At 60.5% G+C, this 16,896-nt stretch carries 18 protein-coding genes; 6 read left to right on the top strand and 12 right to left on the bottom strand.

Annotated elements, in window-relative coordinates; translation table 11 throughout:
- Positions 1 to 23: 23 nt before the first annotated feature.
- Positions 24 to 350: a YqjD family protein gene (locus PseAD21_RS09335; protein ID WP_095190284.1), complete on the top strand. Its 327-nt coding sequence runs from the start codon at positions 24 to 26 to the stop codon at positions 348 to 350.
- Here PseAD21_RS09335 and PseAD21_RS09330 read toward each other — a convergent pair.
- On the bottom strand, positions 323 to 1,240 hold the full coding sequence (locus PseAD21_RS09330) for a LysR family transcriptional regulator (RefSeq protein ID WP_102355434.1): 918 nt from the start codon (positions 1,238 to 1,240) through the stop codon (positions 323 to 325). The two genes, PseAD21_RS09335 and PseAD21_RS09330, sit on opposite strands and share 28 nt — an antisense overlap.
- Positions 1,241 to 1,354: 114 nt before the next feature.
- On the opposite strand from PseAD21_RS09330, the gene trpB reads away from it, so the two are divergent.
- From trpB to PseAD21_RS09315, 3 genes are all read left to right on the top strand, one after another.
- A complete protein-coding gene (trpB, locus tag PseAD21_RS09325) occupies positions 1,355 to 2,587 on the top strand; it encodes a tryptophan synthase subunit beta (protein WP_102355433.1) in 1,233 nt (410 codons plus the stop codon).
- The gene (gene trpA / locus PseAD21_RS09320) at positions 2,587 to 3,399 is read left to right on the top strand and encodes a tryptophan synthase subunit alpha (RefSeq protein WP_102355432.1); all 813 of its coding nucleotides are present in this window, start codon (positions 2,587 to 2,589) and stop codon (positions 3,397 to 3,399) included. The genes trpB and trpA overlap by 1 nt, the downstream gene beginning before the upstream one ends.
- 122 nt (positions 3,400 to 3,521) lie before the next feature.
- Positions 3,522 to 3,977 (top strand): anti-virulence regulator CigR family protein, encoded by a 456-nt coding sequence (locus PseAD21_RS09315; protein WP_102355431.1) that lies wholly within the window; start codon positions 3,522 to 3,524, stop codon positions 3,975 to 3,977.
- A gap of 48 nt (positions 3,978 to 4,025) precedes the next feature.
- On the opposite strand, the gene PseAD21_RS09310 is transcribed toward PseAD21_RS09315, so the two are convergent.
- The 11 genes from PseAD21_RS09310 to PseAD21_RS09260 form a co-directional block, all read right to left on the bottom strand.
- Positions 4,026 to 5,987, bottom strand: a complete 1,962-nt coding sequence (locus tag PseAD21_RS09310) for a DUF4105 domain-containing protein (RefSeq protein WP_102355430.1) — start codon at positions 5,985 to 5,987, stop codon at positions 4,026 to 4,028.
- Complete coding sequence (locus PseAD21_RS09305) at positions 5,984 to 6,304, bottom strand: DUF2388 domain-containing protein (RefSeq protein ID WP_007911662.1); 321 nt, start codon at positions 6,302 to 6,304, stop codon at positions 5,984 to 5,986. Before PseAD21_RS09305 ends, PseAD21_RS09310 begins: the two co-directional genes overlap by 4 nt.
- Positions 6,305 to 6,347: 43 nt before the next feature.
- The gene (locus PseAD21_RS09300; protein ID WP_102355429.1) at positions 6,348 to 6,656 is read right to left on the bottom strand and encodes a DUF2388 domain-containing protein; all 309 of its coding nucleotides are present in this window, start codon (positions 6,654 to 6,656) and stop codon (positions 6,348 to 6,350) included.
- Between the two features lie 107 nt (positions 6,657 to 6,763).
- Positions 6,764 to 7,081, bottom strand: a complete 318-nt coding sequence (locus PseAD21_RS09295; RefSeq protein ID WP_102355428.1) for a DUF2388 domain-containing protein — start codon at positions 7,079 to 7,081, stop codon at positions 6,764 to 6,766.
- 134 nt (positions 7,082 to 7,215) lie between these two features.
- Positions 7,216 to 7,425 carry a DUF1127 domain-containing protein gene (locus tag PseAD21_RS09290; protein WP_102355427.1) on the bottom strand — a complete coding sequence of 70 codons (210 nt, stop codon included), beginning with the start codon at positions 7,423 to 7,425 and terminating at the stop codon, positions 7,216 to 7,218.
- Between the two features lie 256 nt (positions 7,426 to 7,681).
- Positions 7,682 to 7,897, bottom strand: coding sequence for a DUF1127 domain-containing protein (locus tag PseAD21_RS09285; protein ID WP_007962833.1), 216 nt, complete (start codon positions 7,895 to 7,897; stop codon positions 7,682 to 7,684).
- A 321-nt stretch (positions 7,898 to 8,218) separates the two neighbouring features.
- Positions 8,219 to 9,712, bottom strand: coding sequence for an acetyl-CoA hydrolase/transferase family protein (locus PseAD21_RS09280; RefSeq protein WP_102355426.1), 1,494 nt, complete (start codon positions 9,710 to 9,712; stop codon positions 8,219 to 8,221).
- Between the two features lie 214 nt (positions 9,713 to 9,926).
- Positions 9,927 to 11,360, bottom strand: a complete 1,434-nt coding sequence (locus PseAD21_RS09275; protein WP_102355425.1) for an NAD(P)(+) transhydrogenase (Re/Si-specific) subunit beta — start codon at positions 11,358 to 11,360, stop codon at positions 9,927 to 9,929.
- Positions 11,360 to 11,680, bottom strand: a complete 321-nt coding sequence (locus PseAD21_RS09270) for an NAD(P) transhydrogenase subunit alpha (protein ID WP_003187417.1) — start codon at positions 11,678 to 11,680, stop codon at positions 11,360 to 11,362. Before PseAD21_RS09270 ends, PseAD21_RS09275 begins: the two co-directional genes overlap by 1 nt.
- A gap of 15 nt (positions 11,681 to 11,695) precedes the next feature.
- Entirely contained in the window at positions 11,696 to 12,817 is a 1,122-nt protein-coding gene (locus PseAD21_RS09265) for a Re/Si-specific NAD(P)(+) transhydrogenase subunit alpha (RefSeq protein ID WP_102355424.1), read from the bottom strand.
- Positions 12,818 to 13,251: 434 nt separating this feature from the next.
- Positions 13,252 to 14,151: a LysR family transcriptional regulator gene (locus tag PseAD21_RS09260; RefSeq protein WP_102355423.1), complete on the bottom strand. Its 900-nt coding sequence runs from the start codon at positions 14,149 to 14,151 to the stop codon at positions 13,252 to 13,254.
- A gap of 157 nt (positions 14,152 to 14,308) precedes the next feature.
- On the opposite strand from PseAD21_RS09260, the gene PseAD21_RS09255 reads away from it, so the two are divergent.
- Together PseAD21_RS09255 and PseAD21_RS09250 are read left to right on the top strand one after the other, a co-directional pair.
- A complete protein-coding gene (locus PseAD21_RS09255) occupies positions 14,309 to 15,490 on the top strand; it encodes an acyl-CoA dehydrogenase (protein ID WP_102355422.1) in 1,182 nt (393 codons plus the stop codon).
- 13 nt (positions 15,491 to 15,503) lie between these two features.
- On the top strand, positions 15,504 to 16,724 hold the full coding sequence (locus PseAD21_RS09250) for a CaiB/BaiF CoA-transferase family protein (RefSeq protein WP_102355421.1): 1,221 nt from the start codon (positions 15,504 to 15,506) through the stop codon (positions 16,722 to 16,724).
- The last annotated feature ends 172 nt before the right edge of the window (positions 16,725 to 16,896 follow it).

Raw genomic sequence — 16,896 nt, 5'->3', positions numbered from 1 at the left:
ATCACCAATGCAGGAGAGCCACCATGGCCAACACCTCTTTACGTAAAGCCTCGTTGCAAAGCATGGAAGCCGAGATCGAGAGTCTGCTCAAATCGTTGGAAAGCCTGAAGGACGATGCCTCGGACGAGTCGCGCAAGACCCTCAAGGCGCTGAAAAGCAATGCCGAAAGCGCGCTGAAACATTCGCGTCACCTGCTCAGCGATGCCTACGAAGAAGTCAAAGTGAAAACCCGCGAGACCGGGATCGCCACCCGTGATTACGCTCAGGAACACCCTTGGACCACCGCCGGTGTGGCGGTGGGTGCACTGGGGCTGCTGGCCGCCTACTTGCTGTTCAAGCGCGGCGAGTGATCCGTCTGGCGCAGTTCGTTCTTGAGCCACTGCGCCAGTTGCCGGGCGCGCCCGTCTGCGGCGCGCTTGGGTAGCCACAACGCCAGTTGCGCCGGGGTTTGGCAGAAACCCCACGGCGCAACCAGTCGACCAGCCTTCAAATCTTCGGCCACCAGCGGCTCTGGTGCGATCGCCACGCCTAGACCCGCGACCGCTGCCTCCAGCAAATAATACAAATGCTCGAAACCCTGTCCCAACTTCAACGCCTTGGCGTCGAGGTGGTTTTGTTGTGCCCAGCTCGGCCAGGCTTGAGGGCGAGAGGTGGTGTGCAGCAGGGGTTCGCTGAGCAAGGCTGATGCCGGTGCGGTTTGCAGGCGCTGATAACCACGGAACAGCGGGCTCATCACCGGTCCGATGCGTTCTGCCGTCAGCTCGTACACCTGCATGTCTGCCGGCCATGGTGGTTCGGCGAACAACAGCAAGGCGTCGAGTCCGGGGCGCCGTGGGTCGAGATCACCTTCACCGGCGGACAGGTGCAGGCGCAAGTCCGGCAGATCGGCATTGAGCCGGCCCAAGCGTGGGATGAACCAGCGCGCCAGCAGACTGCCAGAGCAGCCGAGCACGAACGGTGCGTCGGCGGTGTTTTGCGTCAGCTCGGCGCACACACTGCGCAACCGATCGAATGCCTCGCCGCTGGCGTCTCGCAGACGAATCCCGGCATCTGTGAGTTTCAGGCCGCGCCCATCCTTGACGAACAGGCTCACCCCCAGATGCTCTTCGAGCACTTTGAGCTGGCGGCTGACCGCGCCGTGGGTGACGTGCAGCTGTTCGGCTGCCTGACTGACGCTGTTCAGCCGGGCCGTGGCTTCAAAGGCACGCAAGGCGTTCAGCGGAGGAAGGTCATGGCTCATGGTATCTGTGAGATTTCCTGACAGGTTGTGGCGATCTTATCGGTTTTCAGCGTAGAAGGTCAGGGGTAGAGTGGACGCCATTCTCTTCTCACCCGAATTCACCTGGAGCACATCATGACCCAGACTTCGAACACCTCCAACCTGCGCAGCGGCCCTGACGATAACGGCCTGTTCGGCGCGTTCGGCGGCCGCTACGTGGCGGAAACCCTGATGCCGTTGATCCTCGATCTGGCCCGTGAATACGAAGCGGCCAAGGAAGATCCGGCGTTCAAGGAAGAGCTGGCCTACTTCCAGCGTGACTATGTCGGTCGTCCGAGCCCGCTGTACTTCGCCGAGCGTCTGACCGAGTTCTGCGGCGGCGCCAAGATCTACCTCAAGCGCGAAGAGCTGAACCACACCGGCGCGCACAAGATCAACAACTGCATCGGCCAGATCCTGCTGGCGCGACGCATGGGCAAGAAACGCATCATCGCCGAGACCGGCGCCGGCATGCACGGTGTGGCCACCGCCACCGTTGCCGCGCGTTTCGGTCTGGATTGCGTGATCTACATGGGCACCACTGACATCGAGCGTCAGCAGGCCAACGTGTTCCGCATGAAGCTGCTGGGCGCCGAAGTGATCCCGGTGGTGGCCGGCACCGGCACCCTCAAAGACGCGATGAACGAAGCCTTGCGTGACTGGGTGACCAACGTCGACAGCACCTTCTACCTGATTGGCACCGTGGCTGGCCCGCACCCGTACCCAGCGATGGTGCGCGACTTCCAGGCGGTGATCGGCAAGGAAACCCGCGAGCAGTTGCAGGCTCAGGAAGGTCGTCTGCCGGACAGTTTGGTGGCGTGCATCGGTGGCGGTTCCAACGCCATGGGCCTGTTCCACCCGTTCCTCGACGACAAGAGCGTCGAAATCATCGGGGTCGAAGCGGCCGGTTATGGTATCGAAACCGGCAAGCATGCTGCGAGCCTGAACGGCGGCGTACCGGGTGTGCTGCACGGCAACCGTACCTTCCTGCTACAAGACGACGACGGTCAGATCATCGACGCCCACTCGATTTCCGCCGGCCTCGATTACCCGGGCATTGGCCCTGAGCACGCGTGGTTGCATGACATCGGTCGTGTTCAGTACACCTCGGTGACCGACGACGAAGCCCTTGAAGCGTTTCACAAATGCTGCCGTCTGGAAGGGATCATCCCGGCACTGGAAAGCGCTCATGCGTTGGCTGAAGTATTCAAACGCGCGCCGAACCTGCCGAAGGAGCACCTGATGGTGGTCAACCTGTCGGGCCGTGGCGACAAAGACATGCAGACCGTCATGCACCATATGGAACAGTCCAAGCAGGAGAAACACTGATGAGCCGCCTGCAAACCCGCTTTGCCGACCTCAAAGAACAGAACCGCGCCGCGCTGGTGACCTTCGTCACCGCCGGTGATCCGGATTACGCCACTTCGCTGGCGATCCTCAAAGGTTTGCCGGGCGCTGGCGCCGATGTGATCGAATTGGGCATGCCGTTCACCGACCCGATGGCCGACGGCCCGGCGATTCAACTGGCGAACATCCGTGCGCTGGGCGCCAAACAGAATCTGGCGAAAACCCTGCAGATGGTCCGCGAGTTCCGTGAAGGCAACAGCGATACGCCGCTGGTGCTGATGGGCTACTTCAACCCGATCCACATGTATGGCGTGCCGCGCTTCATTGCCGATGCCAAGGAAGCAGGTGTCGATGGCCTGATCGTGGTCGACATGCCACCGGAGCACAATGCCGAACTGTGCGATCCGGCACAGGCTGCCGGCCTGGACTTCATCCGACTGACCACCCCGACCACTGACGATGCGCGTCTGCCGAAAGTGCTCAATGGCAGCTCGGGTTTCGTGTACTACGTGTCGGTGGCCGGTGTGACCGGTGCTGGCGCGGCAACACTGGAGCACGTCGAAGAGGCGGTAACGCGCCTGCGCCGGCATACCGACCTGCCGATCAGCATCGGTTTCGGCATCCGCACCCCGGAGCAAGCCGCCTCCATCGCACGCCTGGCAGACGGTGTGGTGGTGGGCTCGGCCCTGATCGACCACATCGCCAATGCGACCACGCCGGAGCAGGCCATCGACGGCGTGCTGAGCCTTTGCTCGGCACTGTCCGAAGGCGTGCGTCAGGCCCGCGTCAGTTGAAGGTAAAGTTCCTGATACAGAGGAATTAGCGCCTCACAACGCAGCCTAATTGAGCAAGACCGAGGGATTCAGAACCACGTTCTGAATCCCTTTTTGCTGTTGGTGCAGTGAGGAAAGACCCGATGAAAATGCCGAAACGTCTGATGGCCGGACTGGGCGTGCTGTTGATCAGTGCGACACCGCTGCTGGCCAGCGCCGATCAGCGCGATGATCATGACCACGGTGGCCCGCAGCAGGGCCAGTACGACAACCATGGCAATGACCATCGCGACGATCATCGCGGCCCGCCAAACGATCACCGTGGCGGCCCGCCACCGCACGACTTCGGCCCGGTGCGCCAGACCATTCGCGACAACCACGGCTACTTCGTGCGCGGTGCACCGCCACCACCGGGTATCCGTCTGGAGCGCGGCCGGCCGTTGCCGCACGGTTATTACGGCGAGCGGCTGGACGGTCGGGCGCTGAGCCGTTTGCCGGTGTATCCCGGTTATGAATGGCGGCGCACCGGGGGCGATATCGTGCTGATCGCGGTGGGCACCGGGATCGTTTACGAAATTCTGGATGGCGTTCTGAACTGATCTGCAGGTAATAAAAAAGATCGCAGCCTTAGAGCTGCGATCTTTTTTTCAGGGCAGCTCAAGTCCGCCGGATGCCTTGTGCAGTTTGCGCAGATGTTCGCCGATCTGCTTCACGTTGGCTTCGCTGGCGGCAATCTCGGCGGCTCGCTTGGGTTCCAGCAACTTGCGCACCTCTTTGTCCAGATCGCCGCTCAGCGCCAGCAGTTGTTTCTGGCGTTGGCTGCTTTCATCTTGCAGGCGCTTGAACTCGCTCGGTTGCGGCAGACCGTAGCCGCGGCTGTCGAGCAGTTCTGCCGGACGGCTGAGGAAGCCGCTGTTGGCGAGAATTTCCTGCAGGGTCGCGTTGGCCTTGTCCATGCCACCGTTCTCCAGCTCCCGTGCGCCGAGGTAGCGTTGCTTGACCTCATCCTGGGCCAACAGCAACTGGCGGCGATAGCTCGCCTGTTCCAGCAGCAGCAATGCGGCACTGGTGCGCAGGTCTGCGCGCTCGAACCACTGGCGGCGCTCTTCGGCAGACAACGACAGCCAGTCCTCGACCGTGGTCTGTTTGATCGGCAACTGCTTTTTCAACACATCGAACATCGCCTGATAGCGATCGCGGAACGAGTCGAAGCGATAGCCCAGGCGCAGCGCTTCCTTGGGATTGTCCAGTACGCTGGTGTCGGCCAACCCACGGCCTTTCATCACCTCCAGCAAGCCGTTAGGCATGATGCTGTCGAGGCCGACCAGTTGCTTGTTGTTGCTGCCGCTGCGCAACAGCTTGAGGCTTTCCACGGCGCAGTTGTTGGACAGGAAGAAGTAGTTGCCGTCGTAGCTCCAGTGCATCTCGGCGGCGTGTTCGACGACTTCCTCAATCTCGGTGCGCGACAGGTTCAGTGGCACCGAAGCGAGGCTGCGCAGTTCGGTCTTGGTGTACTCGTCGATCACCTGGGCCAGCGGCAGCACGAACAGCCGCGACGGGTACTTGCCGACCAGACCGTCCCAGCTCGACAACTGTACATCGCCGACAAAGGCGCGGTAGGACAGCACCAGATGCTGGTCCAGGTCGAGCCGGCAGTCCGGACCCCGTGGTCGCCCCGGCGCACAGATCACCAGGCGCAACATGCTGTGGCCCCAGCGGCTGACCCAGTTCTGGTTGGCCTCGGCCAGCAAGTAGTCGACGGCATACACCCGCTCCGGATCGACCTGCCCCAGTGGCTGTTTGGCGAAGTCGTTGCCGGCATTGAGAAAGGCGAAGGTGTTGCTGCAGGTGTCCTTGACCGGAGGAGCCCAGTCGAAGCGTTCCTTGTAGTAGCGATAGAGCGCCGGACGGCGGCAGGCGTAGCTCGGGTCGAGGAGGAAATACTCCATGTTGACCGCGACAAACTCTTTCGGGCTGGAGATTTCGTACAGGTCCGGGCTGCGGGCCACCTGACGGTTGTGCTGTTCACGCTCGCCGCGGCGCCCGACGTACTGTTGCCAACCGGCGAGGTCGAGCAGGCGCGGGTCATCGCTGAGGGTGAAGCGCCGTTCGGTCTGTCCGCGACATTCATCGGGAATGCCGACCAGGCCGGCGCTGTTGCTGCGGCGGGTGCAGCGCTGGATCAGCGTGCGCTCGGCGCCGGGCCACAGACGTGCGCGGTCATAAATGTGGGTGAGTTCGTGCAGCACCGTTGCCAGCAGTTCCTGGCGGACCGTGCCGTGGGGGCGATTGGTTTTCTCTTTGGCCGCGCTGCCGTCGGTGAGGCTGGCGAGCAGTTTGCGGTTCAGGTCGAGTTCGGCGACCAGGGTCGCCTGGCCGTAGGCGTTGCCGGGCATGTCGTCGGTCCAGCCGACATCGATGCGCCGGTCCAGCTGTTCGACGAAGCTGGGCGGCAGCTTCTGCATCGCTTCATCGAGCAACGCTTGACTGGCCTGCTGCTGGGCGGGGCTCAGGCCGTCGGTCTTGAGCCGCAATTGCAGGCTGGCGTGGGCGCTGTTGCCGAGCAGCAACATTGCCCCGGCCAGCAGCCAGGCACCGAGTGACTTCACAGTGCGAGGATGGCTTCGGCGAGCACCTGATCACTGGCGTCGCGGGCTTCGGGTACACGCGTGCGCAAGGTGTTGAGGGCGGCTTCCAGGTGCGCACCACGGATATCGCCGTTGGTGGCAACGAAGCTGGCCGCATCGTCGTGGGCTTCGCGGATGATTTTCGAATCGCGAATCGACGTGGTGGTATCGGAGGTGAAATCGATGGTGCGCTGGGAGGCACGAACGATGATGTTACTGGTGGCTACCAGGGTGTGCGCCTGGGCCACGTCGGCCAATAAAAACAGGCCAAGGGCGGCAGCAATCAGCGGGCTACGCATGGAACGACTCCGGTGGGGCAATGATAACGAAGGACTGGGATAACTATTGGACGAGAATTGCCTGTGCCAGTTCAAGGTCGCTGACATGAAGTTTTGGTCGGGATTTGCGCAGGTAATGCAGTGCGGATTCGAGCTGAGCGCCGCGCAATTGACCGTCACTGGCAACAAACGCCGCCGCGTCATCGTGAGCGGCGATGATCAGTTTACGGTCGAATGGTGCGGAAGACACCATTCCGGTGGCCCATACCGTCACCACGGTGTTTTGCGTGGAGACATCAAAGGCATCGACCGACGTCGCCCAGCAGGCGCTGATCAAGGCAGAAGGAATAAGCAGGTTGGTCAGAAAACGCATGGGACTCGATAACGGTTAGCGAGTCTCAAGGCTAGCGTAATGCCCGGGCCAGAGCCAGTGGCGAAACATCGGGACACGACTGGCGTGTCCCTTCCAGCGAAGTCGGATCAGATCGCCAGGATGGCTTGCGCCAGTTGTGTGTCGGTGGCGTTCAGTTGCGGTGCCTGATGACGGATGAGGTCCAGGGCACTTTCCAGCTTCACGCCACGGATCTGGCCTTGGCTGGCAATGAAGCTGGCAGCGTCGTCACGGGCGGCGATCACGACTTTGTTGTCACGCAGTGAAGAGCTGACGTCGGAAGTGGCGTCCGAAGAGGACTTCAGTGCGCCAACTACGGCGTCAGTGGTCACGATGAAGCTGGTGGCGCTGGCGTTGGCTGCCACGGCCAGCAAGGCGGCAGCGCTGAGCAGGCGAAGACGGGACATGGTGTATCTCCTGAAAGTAAACCGTATTGAGAGGTGGCTTGTGTCTGATGAGTCAGACGCGAGTTACAGAAGATTCGCCACGTTCTGCCATGGATATTAGGCCGCCGCGCGTTGTTCGCACAGTGGGCAGAATGCTAGCGCCAGAAGGGTTTCTCCAACTCGTTGAGCCGATCGGCATGGCTGAGGCCCAGATCCGCCAGGTCGCGTTGATCGAGCTGAGCCAGCAGACGCCGTGTCCTGGCGCGCTCCAATGATTGCCAAAAGCCACGCAACAGGCGCCGCAGGCGGTGCGGGCGAACGAGCGGCTGGATCGAAATTGCTGAAACATCCTGTAAGTCTTTCATGGCGTATTCCTTAAGCCGGGAGGGGTTAAGGACATGCTGCGCCGGATGCACTTTCGGAGGCAGATACACCGATAGGGAATTGTACTGGTTCAGATTCTGTTCTTTTAAAACTGTACCTGTTGTTCTTGTCGGTGGTTGTACGGGCATTTTTCAGACCCTGAAACGACAAGACCCGTCGCGGGTTCCCGCGACGGGTCTTGTGTGTTCAATTCGGGTTGCTGGCGGTGGGTCTAACGACCAGAGCCAGCGACGCTACTTAGCGCCAGAACGGCTTGCTCAGCTCTTCGTAGCGTTGTGCTTCGCTAATACCGGCGTCAGCCAGCAGACGCGAATCCAGACGAGCCAGTTGGTGGCGGCTGGAGATGCGGCGCTGCCACAACATCAGGTTGGCGATAACGCGCAGAGGCAGGGAAGCCTGGTTTTTTGCAGCTTTGTCTTCGAAGAACAGTTCGGAACTGAGTGTACGTTCCATGGTTGACATCCTTCCGCTTGTGGCGGGATCAGGTAGTGGTTTGACTGGTGCCCATGATCCTCTCGTTTGCCTAGTCTCTCTAGATACAGTTCAACTGTATTGTGAGTGACCAGTTAACTGTTTATAGGGGGTGTATGGGTCAAAATTGAGCAAACTGTACCTGTCTGCACTCAAGTGGTGCGTTATTGTTCAATTCGAAGGAAATAGCAGGTAAAAGCTGTAGGAAAACACCGGTACAGCAGTACAGTTTTTGTCAGGTGCGGAGGGTGGTAAAATCCGCTGACACAAACTGTGTTTGCATCAGCGGGTTGACTGTGTGAATTACACCGCCAGCATGCGCCCGGTTTCTTCCAGGTTCATGTGCCAGCTCAGGGCTTCGCGCAGGATGTGCGGGGTATGACCACCGATGGCGCAGGCGGCGGTGAAGTAGTCATTCAGCGCCTGGCGATAATCGGGGTGCACACAGTTGTCGATGATCACCCGGGCGCGCTCGCGTGGGGCCAGGCCGCGCAGGTCGGCCAGACCGACTTCGGTCACCAGGATGTCGACGTCATGCTCGGTGTGGTCGACGTGGCTGACCATCGGCACCACGCTGGAAATCGCCCCGCCCCTGGCGATCGACTTGGTGACGAACACCGCCAGGTGTGCGTTGCGCGCGAAGTCCCCCGAGCCACCAATGCCGTTCATCATCCGCGTGCCACAGACGTGGGTGGAGTTGACGTTGCCGTAGATGTCGAACTCCAGCGCCGTGTTGATGCCGATGATGCCCAGGCGACGCACCACTTCCGGGTGGTTGGAGATCTCCTGCGGACGCAGCACCAGTTTGTCCTTGTACTTCTCCAGGTTGCCGAACACGTCGCTGTTGCGCCGCTCCGACAGGGTGATCGAGCTGCCCGAGGCAAAGCTCAGCTTGCCCGCATCGATCAGGTCGAAGGTCGAGTCCTGCAATACTTCGGAGTACATGGTCAGGTCTTCGAACGGCGAGTCGATCAGACCGCACATCACTGCGTTGGCGATGTTGCCGATCCCGGCCTGCAACGGGCCGAGCTTGTTGGTCATGCGCCCGGCATCGACTTCCTGCTTGAAGAACGTGATCAGGTGTTCGGCGATGGCGTTGGTGTCGACATCCGGGGTTGACACCGTGGACGGCGAATCCGCTTGCTGCGTGATGACGATGGCGACGATCTTCTCCGGCGGGATCGGAATCGCGGTGCTGCCGATGCGGTCGTCGACCTTTACCAACGGGATCGGCGTGCGCGTCGGGCGGTAGGTCGGGATATAGATGTCATGCAGGCCTTCGAGGTTGGCGTTGTGTGCCAGATTGATCTCGACGATGACCTGTTTGGCGAAAATCGCGAAGCTTGCCGAGTTGCCCACCGAAGTGGTCGGCACGATGTGGCCCTGTTCGGTGATGGCCACGGCTTCGATTACCGCGATGTCCGGCAGCTTCAACTGCTGGTTGCGCAACTGTTCGACGGTTTCCGACAGGTGCTGGTCGATGAACATGACTTCGCCGGCGTTGATTGCCTTGCGCAAGGTGCTGTCGACCTGGAACGGCATGCGGCGTGACAGCACGCCGGCCTCGGTCAATTGCTTGTCGAGGTCGTTGCCCAGGCTGGCGCCGGTCATCAGGCTGATCTTCAGCGGCGTGACCTTGGCTCGCTCGGCCAGTGCGTGAGGGACGGCCTTGGCTTCGCCGGCGCGGGTGAAACCGCTCATGCCGACGGTCATGCCGTCTTCAATCAGAGCGGCTGCGTCGGCGGCGCTCATCACTTTATCCAACAACGAAGGCAGGCGAATACGGTCACGGTACATGGATTATTATCTCGGGAAGCGAGTAGCAGGATGCGCAGTCTAGTGAATTTCGCGGGCGCCTGTCCCGCTACCAAGGTCGCAAACGAGGCGTCTATTTAGCGGGTTTGAAGTAAAACACCGTTACCTGATCTGCAACAACGCGGCAAATTGTCCGACGCTTTGCGCAAACAAAAACGCCCCGACAAGTCGGGGCGCTTGGTCTGGCAGCGATGGATTACTCGACCGCTTTGACCATGTCTTCGATGACTTTCTTCGCGTCGCCGAACACCATCATGGTCTTGTCCAGGTAGAACAGTTCGTTGTCCAGACCGGCATAGCCGCTGGCCATCGAGCGCTTGTTGACGATGATGGTCTTGGCCTTGAACGCTTCGAGAATCGGCATGCCGGCGATCGGCGACTTCGGATCGTTCTTCGCGGCCGGGTTGACCACGTCGTTCGCCCCGAGCACCAGCACCACGTCGGCCTGGCCGAACTCGGAGTTGATGTCTTCCATCTCGAACACCTGGTCGTAAGGCACTTCTGCCTCGGCGAGCAGCACGTTCATGTGCCCGGGCATGCGACCGGCAACGGGGTGGATCGCGTACTTCACGGTCACGCCACGGTGGGTCAGCTTCTCGGTCAGCTCTTTCAGCGCATGCTGTGCACGCGCTACCGCCAGACCGTAGCCTGGCACGATGATTACGGTGTCGGCGTTGGTCAGCAGGAAAGTTGCGTCGTCAGCCGAACCGGATTTCACCGGACGGGCTTCTTTCGCACCGGCAGGACCTGCGTCGGCCGTGTTGCCGAAGCCGCCGAGCAGTACATTAAAGAAGGAGCGGTTCATCGCCTTGCACATGATGTACGAGAGGATCGCACCGCTCGAACCCACCAAGGAACCTGCAATGATCAGCATCGAGTTGTTCAGCGAGAAGCCGATACCCGCTGCTGCCCAGCCCGAATAGCTGTTGAGCATCGACACCACCACCGGCATGTCGGCGCCACCGATCGGGATGATGATCAGCACACCCATCACGAACGCCAGAGCCAGCATCAGCGAGAACGCTGCCAGGTTGCCGGTGAGCATGAAGGTCACGCCCAGCACCAGTGTTGCCAGGCCCAGTACGGCGTTCAGCTTGTGCTGACCGGCGAACTGTACCGGCGCACCCTGGAACAGGCGGAACTTGTACTTGCCGGACAGCTTGCCAAACGCAATCACCGAACCGGAGAAGGTGATGGCACCGATCGCGGCGCCGAGGAACAGCTCCAGACGGTTTCCCGCCGGGATCGAGTCGCCCAGTTGTTTAACGATACCCAGCGATTGCGGCTCAACCACCGCAGCGATCGCGATGAATACTGCCGCCAGACCGATCATGCTGTGCATGAACGCGACCAGTTCCGGCATCTTGGTCATTTCAACGCGTTTGGCCATGATCGAACCGGCAGTGCCGCCGACCAGCAGGCCAACGATCACATAACCGATACCGGCAGTGGCCAGCTCAGCGCCCAACTTATAGATGAGGCCGACGGTGGTGAGGATCGCCAACGCCATGCCGAGCATGCCGAACAGGTTGCCGCGCCGCGATGTGGTCGGGTGCGACAGGCCTTTGAGGGCCTGGATAAAGCAGATCGACGCGATCAGGTAGAGCGTCGTGACGAGATTCATGCTCATTACTTCGGCGCCTCTTCTTTTACTTTCGGGGCTTTCTTCTTGAACATCTCAAGCATGCGACGGGTGACCAGGAAGCCACCGAACACGTTGACCGCCGCCAGTGCCACGGCGAGGGTGCCCATGGTCTTGCCCAGCGGTGTGACGGTGAGGGCGGCAGCCAGCATGGCGCCGACGATCACGATTGCCGAGATGGCATTGGTCACCGCCATCAGTGGCGTGTGCAGCGCAGGTGTAACGTTCCAGACCACGTGGTAACCGACATAAATCGCCAGCACGAAGATGATCAGGTTGTAGATACCGGGGGAGATAAGCTCTTCCATCGTCTGAATCCCTGCTTAGGCGTTTTTGCGGATGACTTGGCCGTCGCGGCACATCAGGCACGCGGCGACGATGTCGTCTTCGAGGTTGACGTCGAACTGGCCTTCTTTGGTGAACACCAGCTTGAGGAAGTCCAGCAGGTTGCGGGCGTACAGTGCCGAGGCATCTGCAGCGACTTCGCCGGCCAGATTGGTCGGGCCGCAGATGGTCACGCCATTCTCGATCACGATCTGATCAGCCACGGTCAGCGGGCAGTTGCCACCCTGAGCCGCCGCGAGGTCGATGACCACCGAGCCCGGTTTCATCTGCGCCACAGTCTCTGCGCTCAGCAGTGTCGGTGCCTTGCGGCCCGGGATCAGCGCGGTGGTGATGACGATGTCGGCCTGCTTGGCGCGTTCGTGCACGGCCTGGGCCTGACGCTGCATCCAGCTTGCTGGCATTGGTCGTGCGTAACCGCCGACACCGACCGCGCATTCACGCTCTTCATCGGTCTCGTAAGGCACGTCGACGAACTTCGCACCTAGGGATTCGATCTGCTCTTTTACCGCCGGACGCACGTCGGACGCTTCGATCACCGCACCCAGACGTTTCGCCGTGGCAATTGCCTGCAACCCGGCCACGCCTGCGCCGAGAATCAGCACGCGCGCCGCTTTCACGGTGCCTGCAGCGGTCATCAGCATCGGCATGAAGCGCGGATAGTAGTGCGCGGCCAGCAACACAGCCTTATAGCCGGCAATGTTCGCCTGCGACGACAGCACGTCGAGGCTCTGCGCGCGCGAGGTGCGCGGCGCCGCTTCGAGGGCGAACGCGGTAATTCCGGATTCGGCCATTTTGGCGATGGTTTCGTTATTGAACGGATTGAGCATCCCCACCAGCACCGTGCCGCGCTTGATCAGCGCCAGTTCGGCGTCGCTGGGGGCGACCACTTTGAGAATCAGCTCGGCACCGAACGCATCGTTGGCACTGCCAATGGTTGCCCCCGCCGCTTCATAGGCACTGTCGACAACACTGGCTTTAACGCCGGCGCCGGTTTGCACAGTGACCTTATGACCTTGGCTGATCAGCTTTTTAATGGTTTCCGGGGTTGCAGCAACCCGTGTTTCACCGGTCTGGGTTTCGAGAGGAACACCAATGTGCACGTCAAATCTCCTGCGTGATCTTATTGAGTAAACCCAGGCACTGCGGATGGTGCGGCTGGGGCGGCCGATCAGCACGATCCCGCCAAATCAGGGCGGGGCGCGGCATTTTGCAGGCGAACTTTATGCCCTTCAAGGGATTATGACGGGTGACGGAAAATTAACTACAAGTCATCCCGTGACCGAATGTCGCAGATGGCCGGCTGAATCCCTTGCAGGCTGTGCCTTGTAAGGATTCTGGCCGAATTTGAAAAAATTTCTCATCGGTGACGTGAATAGGCCGTAATGAGTCGCTGATGGAGGCTCAAAGCCACGTAGTCAGGCGCTTGTGGGACGTCTGTACGACTTTCGGATACAGTCTGCGATTTTGCGACAAATACTTATATCTGTAGGGCTTTGATTTTCCTGACTACCGGGTTAGTAATCGCTGTAAACCTTTATTCTTCTAAGCTGTAGCTGTTTGCCTGATTGACCAGCCAATCGCGAAATGCCTTGAGTGATGCCGATTCGACCTTACGCTCCGGAATCATCAGGTAATACGCCTTGATGCTGGAGAGCGCTTTCGGGTTGGCGATCACCAGGCGTTTCTCGGCCAGTTCGCGCTGGATCAGGAACGGCGGAATCAGAGCGATCCCCATGTCGTGCATGGCCGCCTGGGCCAGCATGGAGAATAGCTCGTAGCGTGGACCTGTCATGTCGCGGGGGATGTTCAGGTGCTGTGAGTTGAACCATTGGCGCCAAGCGTAGGGGCGGGTGGTCTGTTGCAGCAGTGGCAACTCGGCGATCTCGTCGGGTGTCAGATGCTTGCTGCCCCCGAGTAGGGTGGGACTGCACACCGGCATCGGATTTTCGCCCATCAACCTGTGGGATTCGGTACCCGACCAATCAGCGTCGCCGAAGTAGATCGCCGCGTCGAAATCGGAGTCGGCAAACAGGAACGGGCGGGTGCGGTTTGTCAGGTTGACCGTGACCTCGGGGTGCTTGAGCTGGAAATCCTTGAGCCTTGGCAGCAGCCATTGCGTGCCGAAGGTTGGCACCACCGCCAGTTCAATCACATTGGTGCCCTGCTGGCCCATGACCGAGAGCGTGTCGCGCTCGACGGCATCCAGTTGCATGGCGACCCGACGGCTGTAGGACAGACCGGCTTCCGTCAGCTTCACCCCGCGTCGTGAGCGTCGGAACAGTTCCACACTGAGGAAGTCCTCAAGGCTGGCGATCTGTCGGCAAATCGCGCCCTGGGTGAGAGAAAGCTCTTCGGCAGCTTTGGTAAAGCTCTCGTGGCGAGCGGCGGCTTCGAAGCTGATCAGGGCGGTAGTGCTGGGTATCTTCCTTCGCATGTACGTCAACCTCACTAATGCGCCGCATAAAAGGCATTCAGCGACGTTTCGGAGTGAGAAATTAGCACAACAGGATGCGAAATCCTCGTTTGCCGCGATGGCGAACCGGGCCTAGGATCAATGCCACGTTAATTCACCGATTTGCGAGGACACACTCATGGGCGGTAAAGCTAGCTTCAACTGGATCGATCCCCTGCTGCTGGATCAACAGCTCACCGAAGAGGAGCGCATGATCCGCGACACCGCCACCCAGTTCGCTCAACAGAGCCTGGCGCCACGTGTCCTTGAAGCTTTCCGTCATGAGAAAACCGATCCGGCGATCTTCCGCGAAATGGGCGAAGTCGGCCTGTTGGGCGCGACCATCCCTGAGCAATACGGTGGCAGTGGCCTGAACTACGTCAGCTACGGCCTGATCGCCCGCGAAGTGGAGCGTGTCGACTCCGGCTACCGTTCGATGATGAGCGTGCAGTCCTCGCTGGTGATGGTGCCGATCAATGAATTCGGCACTGAAGCGCAGAAGCAGAAGTACCTGCCGAAACTGGCGTCCGGCGAATGGATCGGCTGCTTCGGTCTGACCGAGCCGAACCACGGCTCCGATCCGGGCGCGATGATCACTCGTGCGCGCAAGGTCGACGGCGGCTACAGCCTGACCGGCGCCAAGATGTGGATCACCAACAGCCCGATCGCCGATGTGTTCGTGGTCTGGGCCAAGGACGATGCCGGCGACATCCGTGGTTTCGTTCTGGAGAAGGGCTGGAAGGGGCTGAGCGCTCCGGCGATTCACGGCAAGGTCGGCCTGCGAGCGTCGATCACCGGTGAAATCGTCATGGACAACGTCTTCGTGCCGGAGGAGAACATCTTCCCCGACGTGCGTGGCCTGAAGGGGCCATTCACCTGCCTTAACTCAGCGCGTTATGGCATCTCCTGGGGCGCATTGGGCGCTGCCGAGTTCTGCTGGCACACCGCTCGCCAGTACACACTGGATCGTCATCAGTTCGGTCGCCCATTGGCTGCCACTCAACTGATCCAGAAGAAGCTGGCCGACATGCAGACCGAGATCACGCTGGCCCTGCAAGGCTGCCTGCGCCTGGGTCGCATGAAGGACGAAGGCACGGCAGCGGTGGAAATCACCTCGATCATGAAGCGCAACTCTTGCGGCAAGTCGCTGGACATTGCCCGTATGGCCCGTGACATGTTGGGTGGCAACGGTATCTCCGATGAGTTCGGCGTGGCCCGTCACCTGGTCAACCTGGAAGTGGTGAATACCTATGAAGGTACGCACGACGTCCACGCGCTGATCCTGGGTCGCGCGCAAACCGGTCTGCAGGCGTTCTATTAACAGGAGAGCGACCATGGGCGCGCTGTCGCATCTGCGGGTACTGGATTTATCGCGAGTGCTGGCCGGGCCTTGGGCCGGGCAGATCCTCGCCGACCTTGGCGCCGAAGTGATCAAGGTCGAGCGCCCGGGCAATGGTGACGACACTCGCGCGTGGGGACCGCCCTTCCTTAAAGATGCTTATGGGGAGAACACCAGCGAGGCGGCTTACTACTTGTCGGCCAACCGCAACAAGCAATCGGTGACCATCGACTTCACGCGTCCCGAAGGGCAGCAGCTTGTGCGGGAGCTGGCGGCGAAGTCGGACATCCTCATCGAGAACTTCAAGGTCGGTGGCTTGGCGGCGTATGGACTGGACTACGAGTCGCTCAAGGCGATCAATCCTGACCTGATCTACTGCTCGATCACCGGTTTTGGCCAGACCGGGCCGTATGCCAAGCGTGCGGGCTACGACTTCATGATCCAGGGACTGGGAGGGCTGATGAGCCTGACCGGGCGTCCTGAGGGTGATGAAGGTGCCGGGCCGGTGAAGGTGGGGGTGGCGCTGACGGATATCCTGACTGGACTGTATTCGACTGTGGCGATCCTCGCAGCTCTGGCGCATCGGGATCACGACGGGGGCGGCCAACATATTGATATGGCGCTGCTGGATGTGCAGGTCGCGTGCCTGGCCAACCAGGCGATGAACTACCTGACTACGGGCAATGCGCCCAAGCGTCTGGGTAATGCTCATCCGAACATCGTGCCTTATCAGGACTTTCCTACGGCTGACGGCGACTTCATCCTCACCGTGGGTAATGACGGGCAGTTCCGCAAGTTTGCCGAGGTGGCCGGCCAGCCGCAGTGGGCAGATGATCCGCAGTTCGCCACGAACAAGCTGCGGGTGGCTAACCGGGCGGTGCTGATTCCGCTGATTCGCCAGGCGACGGTGTTCAAGACCACAGCCGAGTGGGTCGCTCAGTTGGAGCAGGCGGGCGTGCCGTGTGGACCGATCAATGATCTGTCGCAGGTATTTGAGGATCCGCAGGTAAAGGCGCGTGGCTTGGCGATTGAGCTGCCCCATGCGCTGGCGGGCATGGTGCCGCAAGTGGCCAGTCCGATACGTCTCTCGCGAACTCCTGTCGAATATCGTCGTGCGCCGCCATTGCTGGGCGAGCACACGCTGGAGGTTTTGCAGCGGGTGCTGGGTCTGGGTGCTGGGGCGGTGGCTGCGCTGAAGGACGATGGCGTGCTCTGATCCTCCCTTCTATAGAGAGCCGCGCTGATTCCCTCTTCTATATAGAGGGAATGGGGTGCTTTTTAGTCTGTCTGCAAGTTATTGAAAGAAAACTGAAATTAACGGTTGACGGCAGATCTCAGGTGTCTATAATTCGCCCCACTTCCGGCGCAGTCGAAACGGAAAACTCCTT

Source organism: Pseudomonas sp. AD21 (assembly GCF_002878485.1).
In the GTDB taxonomy this organism is placed as follows: domain Bacteria; phylum Pseudomonadota; class Gammaproteobacteria; order Pseudomonadales; family Pseudomonadaceae; genus Aquipseudomonas.
Note: the sequence above shows the minus strand (reverse complement) of the source record. Positions and strands in the feature narration are given on the sequence as shown.

What these genes read in the sequence shown, in the direction of transcription:
- PseAD21_RS09335 (WP_095190284.1), top strand. Translation starts at nt 24, where the DNA reads ATGGCCAACACCTCTTTACGTAAAGCCTCGTTGCAAAGCATGGAAGCC.
- PseAD21_RS09330 (WP_102355434.1), bottom strand. Translation starts at nt 1,240, where the DNA reads ATGAGCCATGACCTTCCTCCGCTGAACGCCTTGCGTGCCTTTGAAGCC.
- trpB (WP_102355433.1), top strand. Translation starts at nt 1,355, where the DNA reads ATGACCCAGACTTCGAACACCTCCAACCTGCGCAGCGGCCCTGACGAT.
- trpA (WP_102355432.1), top strand. Translation starts at nt 2,587, where the DNA reads ATGAGCCGCCTGCAAACCCGCTTTGCCGACCTCAAAGAACAGAACCGC.
- PseAD21_RS09315 (WP_102355431.1), top strand. Translation starts at nt 3,522, where the DNA reads ATGAAAATGCCGAAACGTCTGATGGCCGGACTGGGCGTGCTGTTGATC.
- PseAD21_RS09305 (WP_007911662.1), bottom strand. Translation starts at nt 6,304, where the DNA reads ATGCGTAGCCCGCTGATTGCTGCCGCCCTTGGCCTGTTTTTATTGGCC.
- PseAD21_RS09300 (WP_102355429.1), bottom strand. Translation starts at nt 6,656, where the DNA reads ATGCGTTTTCTGACCAACCTGCTTATTCCTTCTGCCTTGATCAGCGCC.
- PseAD21_RS09295 (WP_102355428.1), bottom strand. Translation starts at nt 7,081, where the DNA reads ATGTCCCGTCTTCGCCTGCTCAGCGCTGCCGCCTTGCTGGCCGTGGCA.
- PseAD21_RS09290 (WP_102355427.1), bottom strand. Translation starts at nt 7,425, where the DNA reads ATGAAAGACTTACAGGATGTTTCAGCAATTTCGATCCAGCCGCTCGTT.
- PseAD21_RS09285 (WP_007962833.1), bottom strand. Translation starts at nt 7,897, where the DNA reads ATGGAACGTACACTCAGTTCCGAACTGTTCTTCGAAGACAAAGCTGCA.
- PseAD21_RS09280 (WP_102355426.1), bottom strand. Translation starts at nt 9,712, where the DNA reads ATGTACCGTGACCGTATTCGCCTGCCTTCGTTGTTGGATAAAGTGATG.
- PseAD21_RS09275 (WP_102355425.1), bottom strand. Translation starts at nt 11,360, where the DNA reads ATGAGCATGAATCTCGTCACGACGCTCTACCTGATCGCGTCGATCTGC.
- PseAD21_RS09270 (WP_003187417.1), bottom strand. Translation starts at nt 11,680, where the DNA reads ATGGAAGAGCTTATCTCCCCCGGTATCTACAACCTGATCATCTTCGTG.
- PseAD21_RS09260 (WP_102355423.1), bottom strand. Translation starts at nt 14,151, where the DNA reads ATGCGAAGGAAGATACCCAGCACTACCGCCCTGATCAGCTTCGAAGCC.
- PseAD21_RS09255 (WP_102355422.1), top strand. Translation starts at nt 14,309, where the DNA reads ATGGGCGGTAAAGCTAGCTTCAACTGGATCGATCCCCTGCTGCTGGAT.
- PseAD21_RS09250 (WP_102355421.1), top strand. Translation starts at nt 15,504, where the DNA reads ATGGGCGCGCTGTCGCATCTGCGGGTACTGGATTTATCGCGAGTGCTG.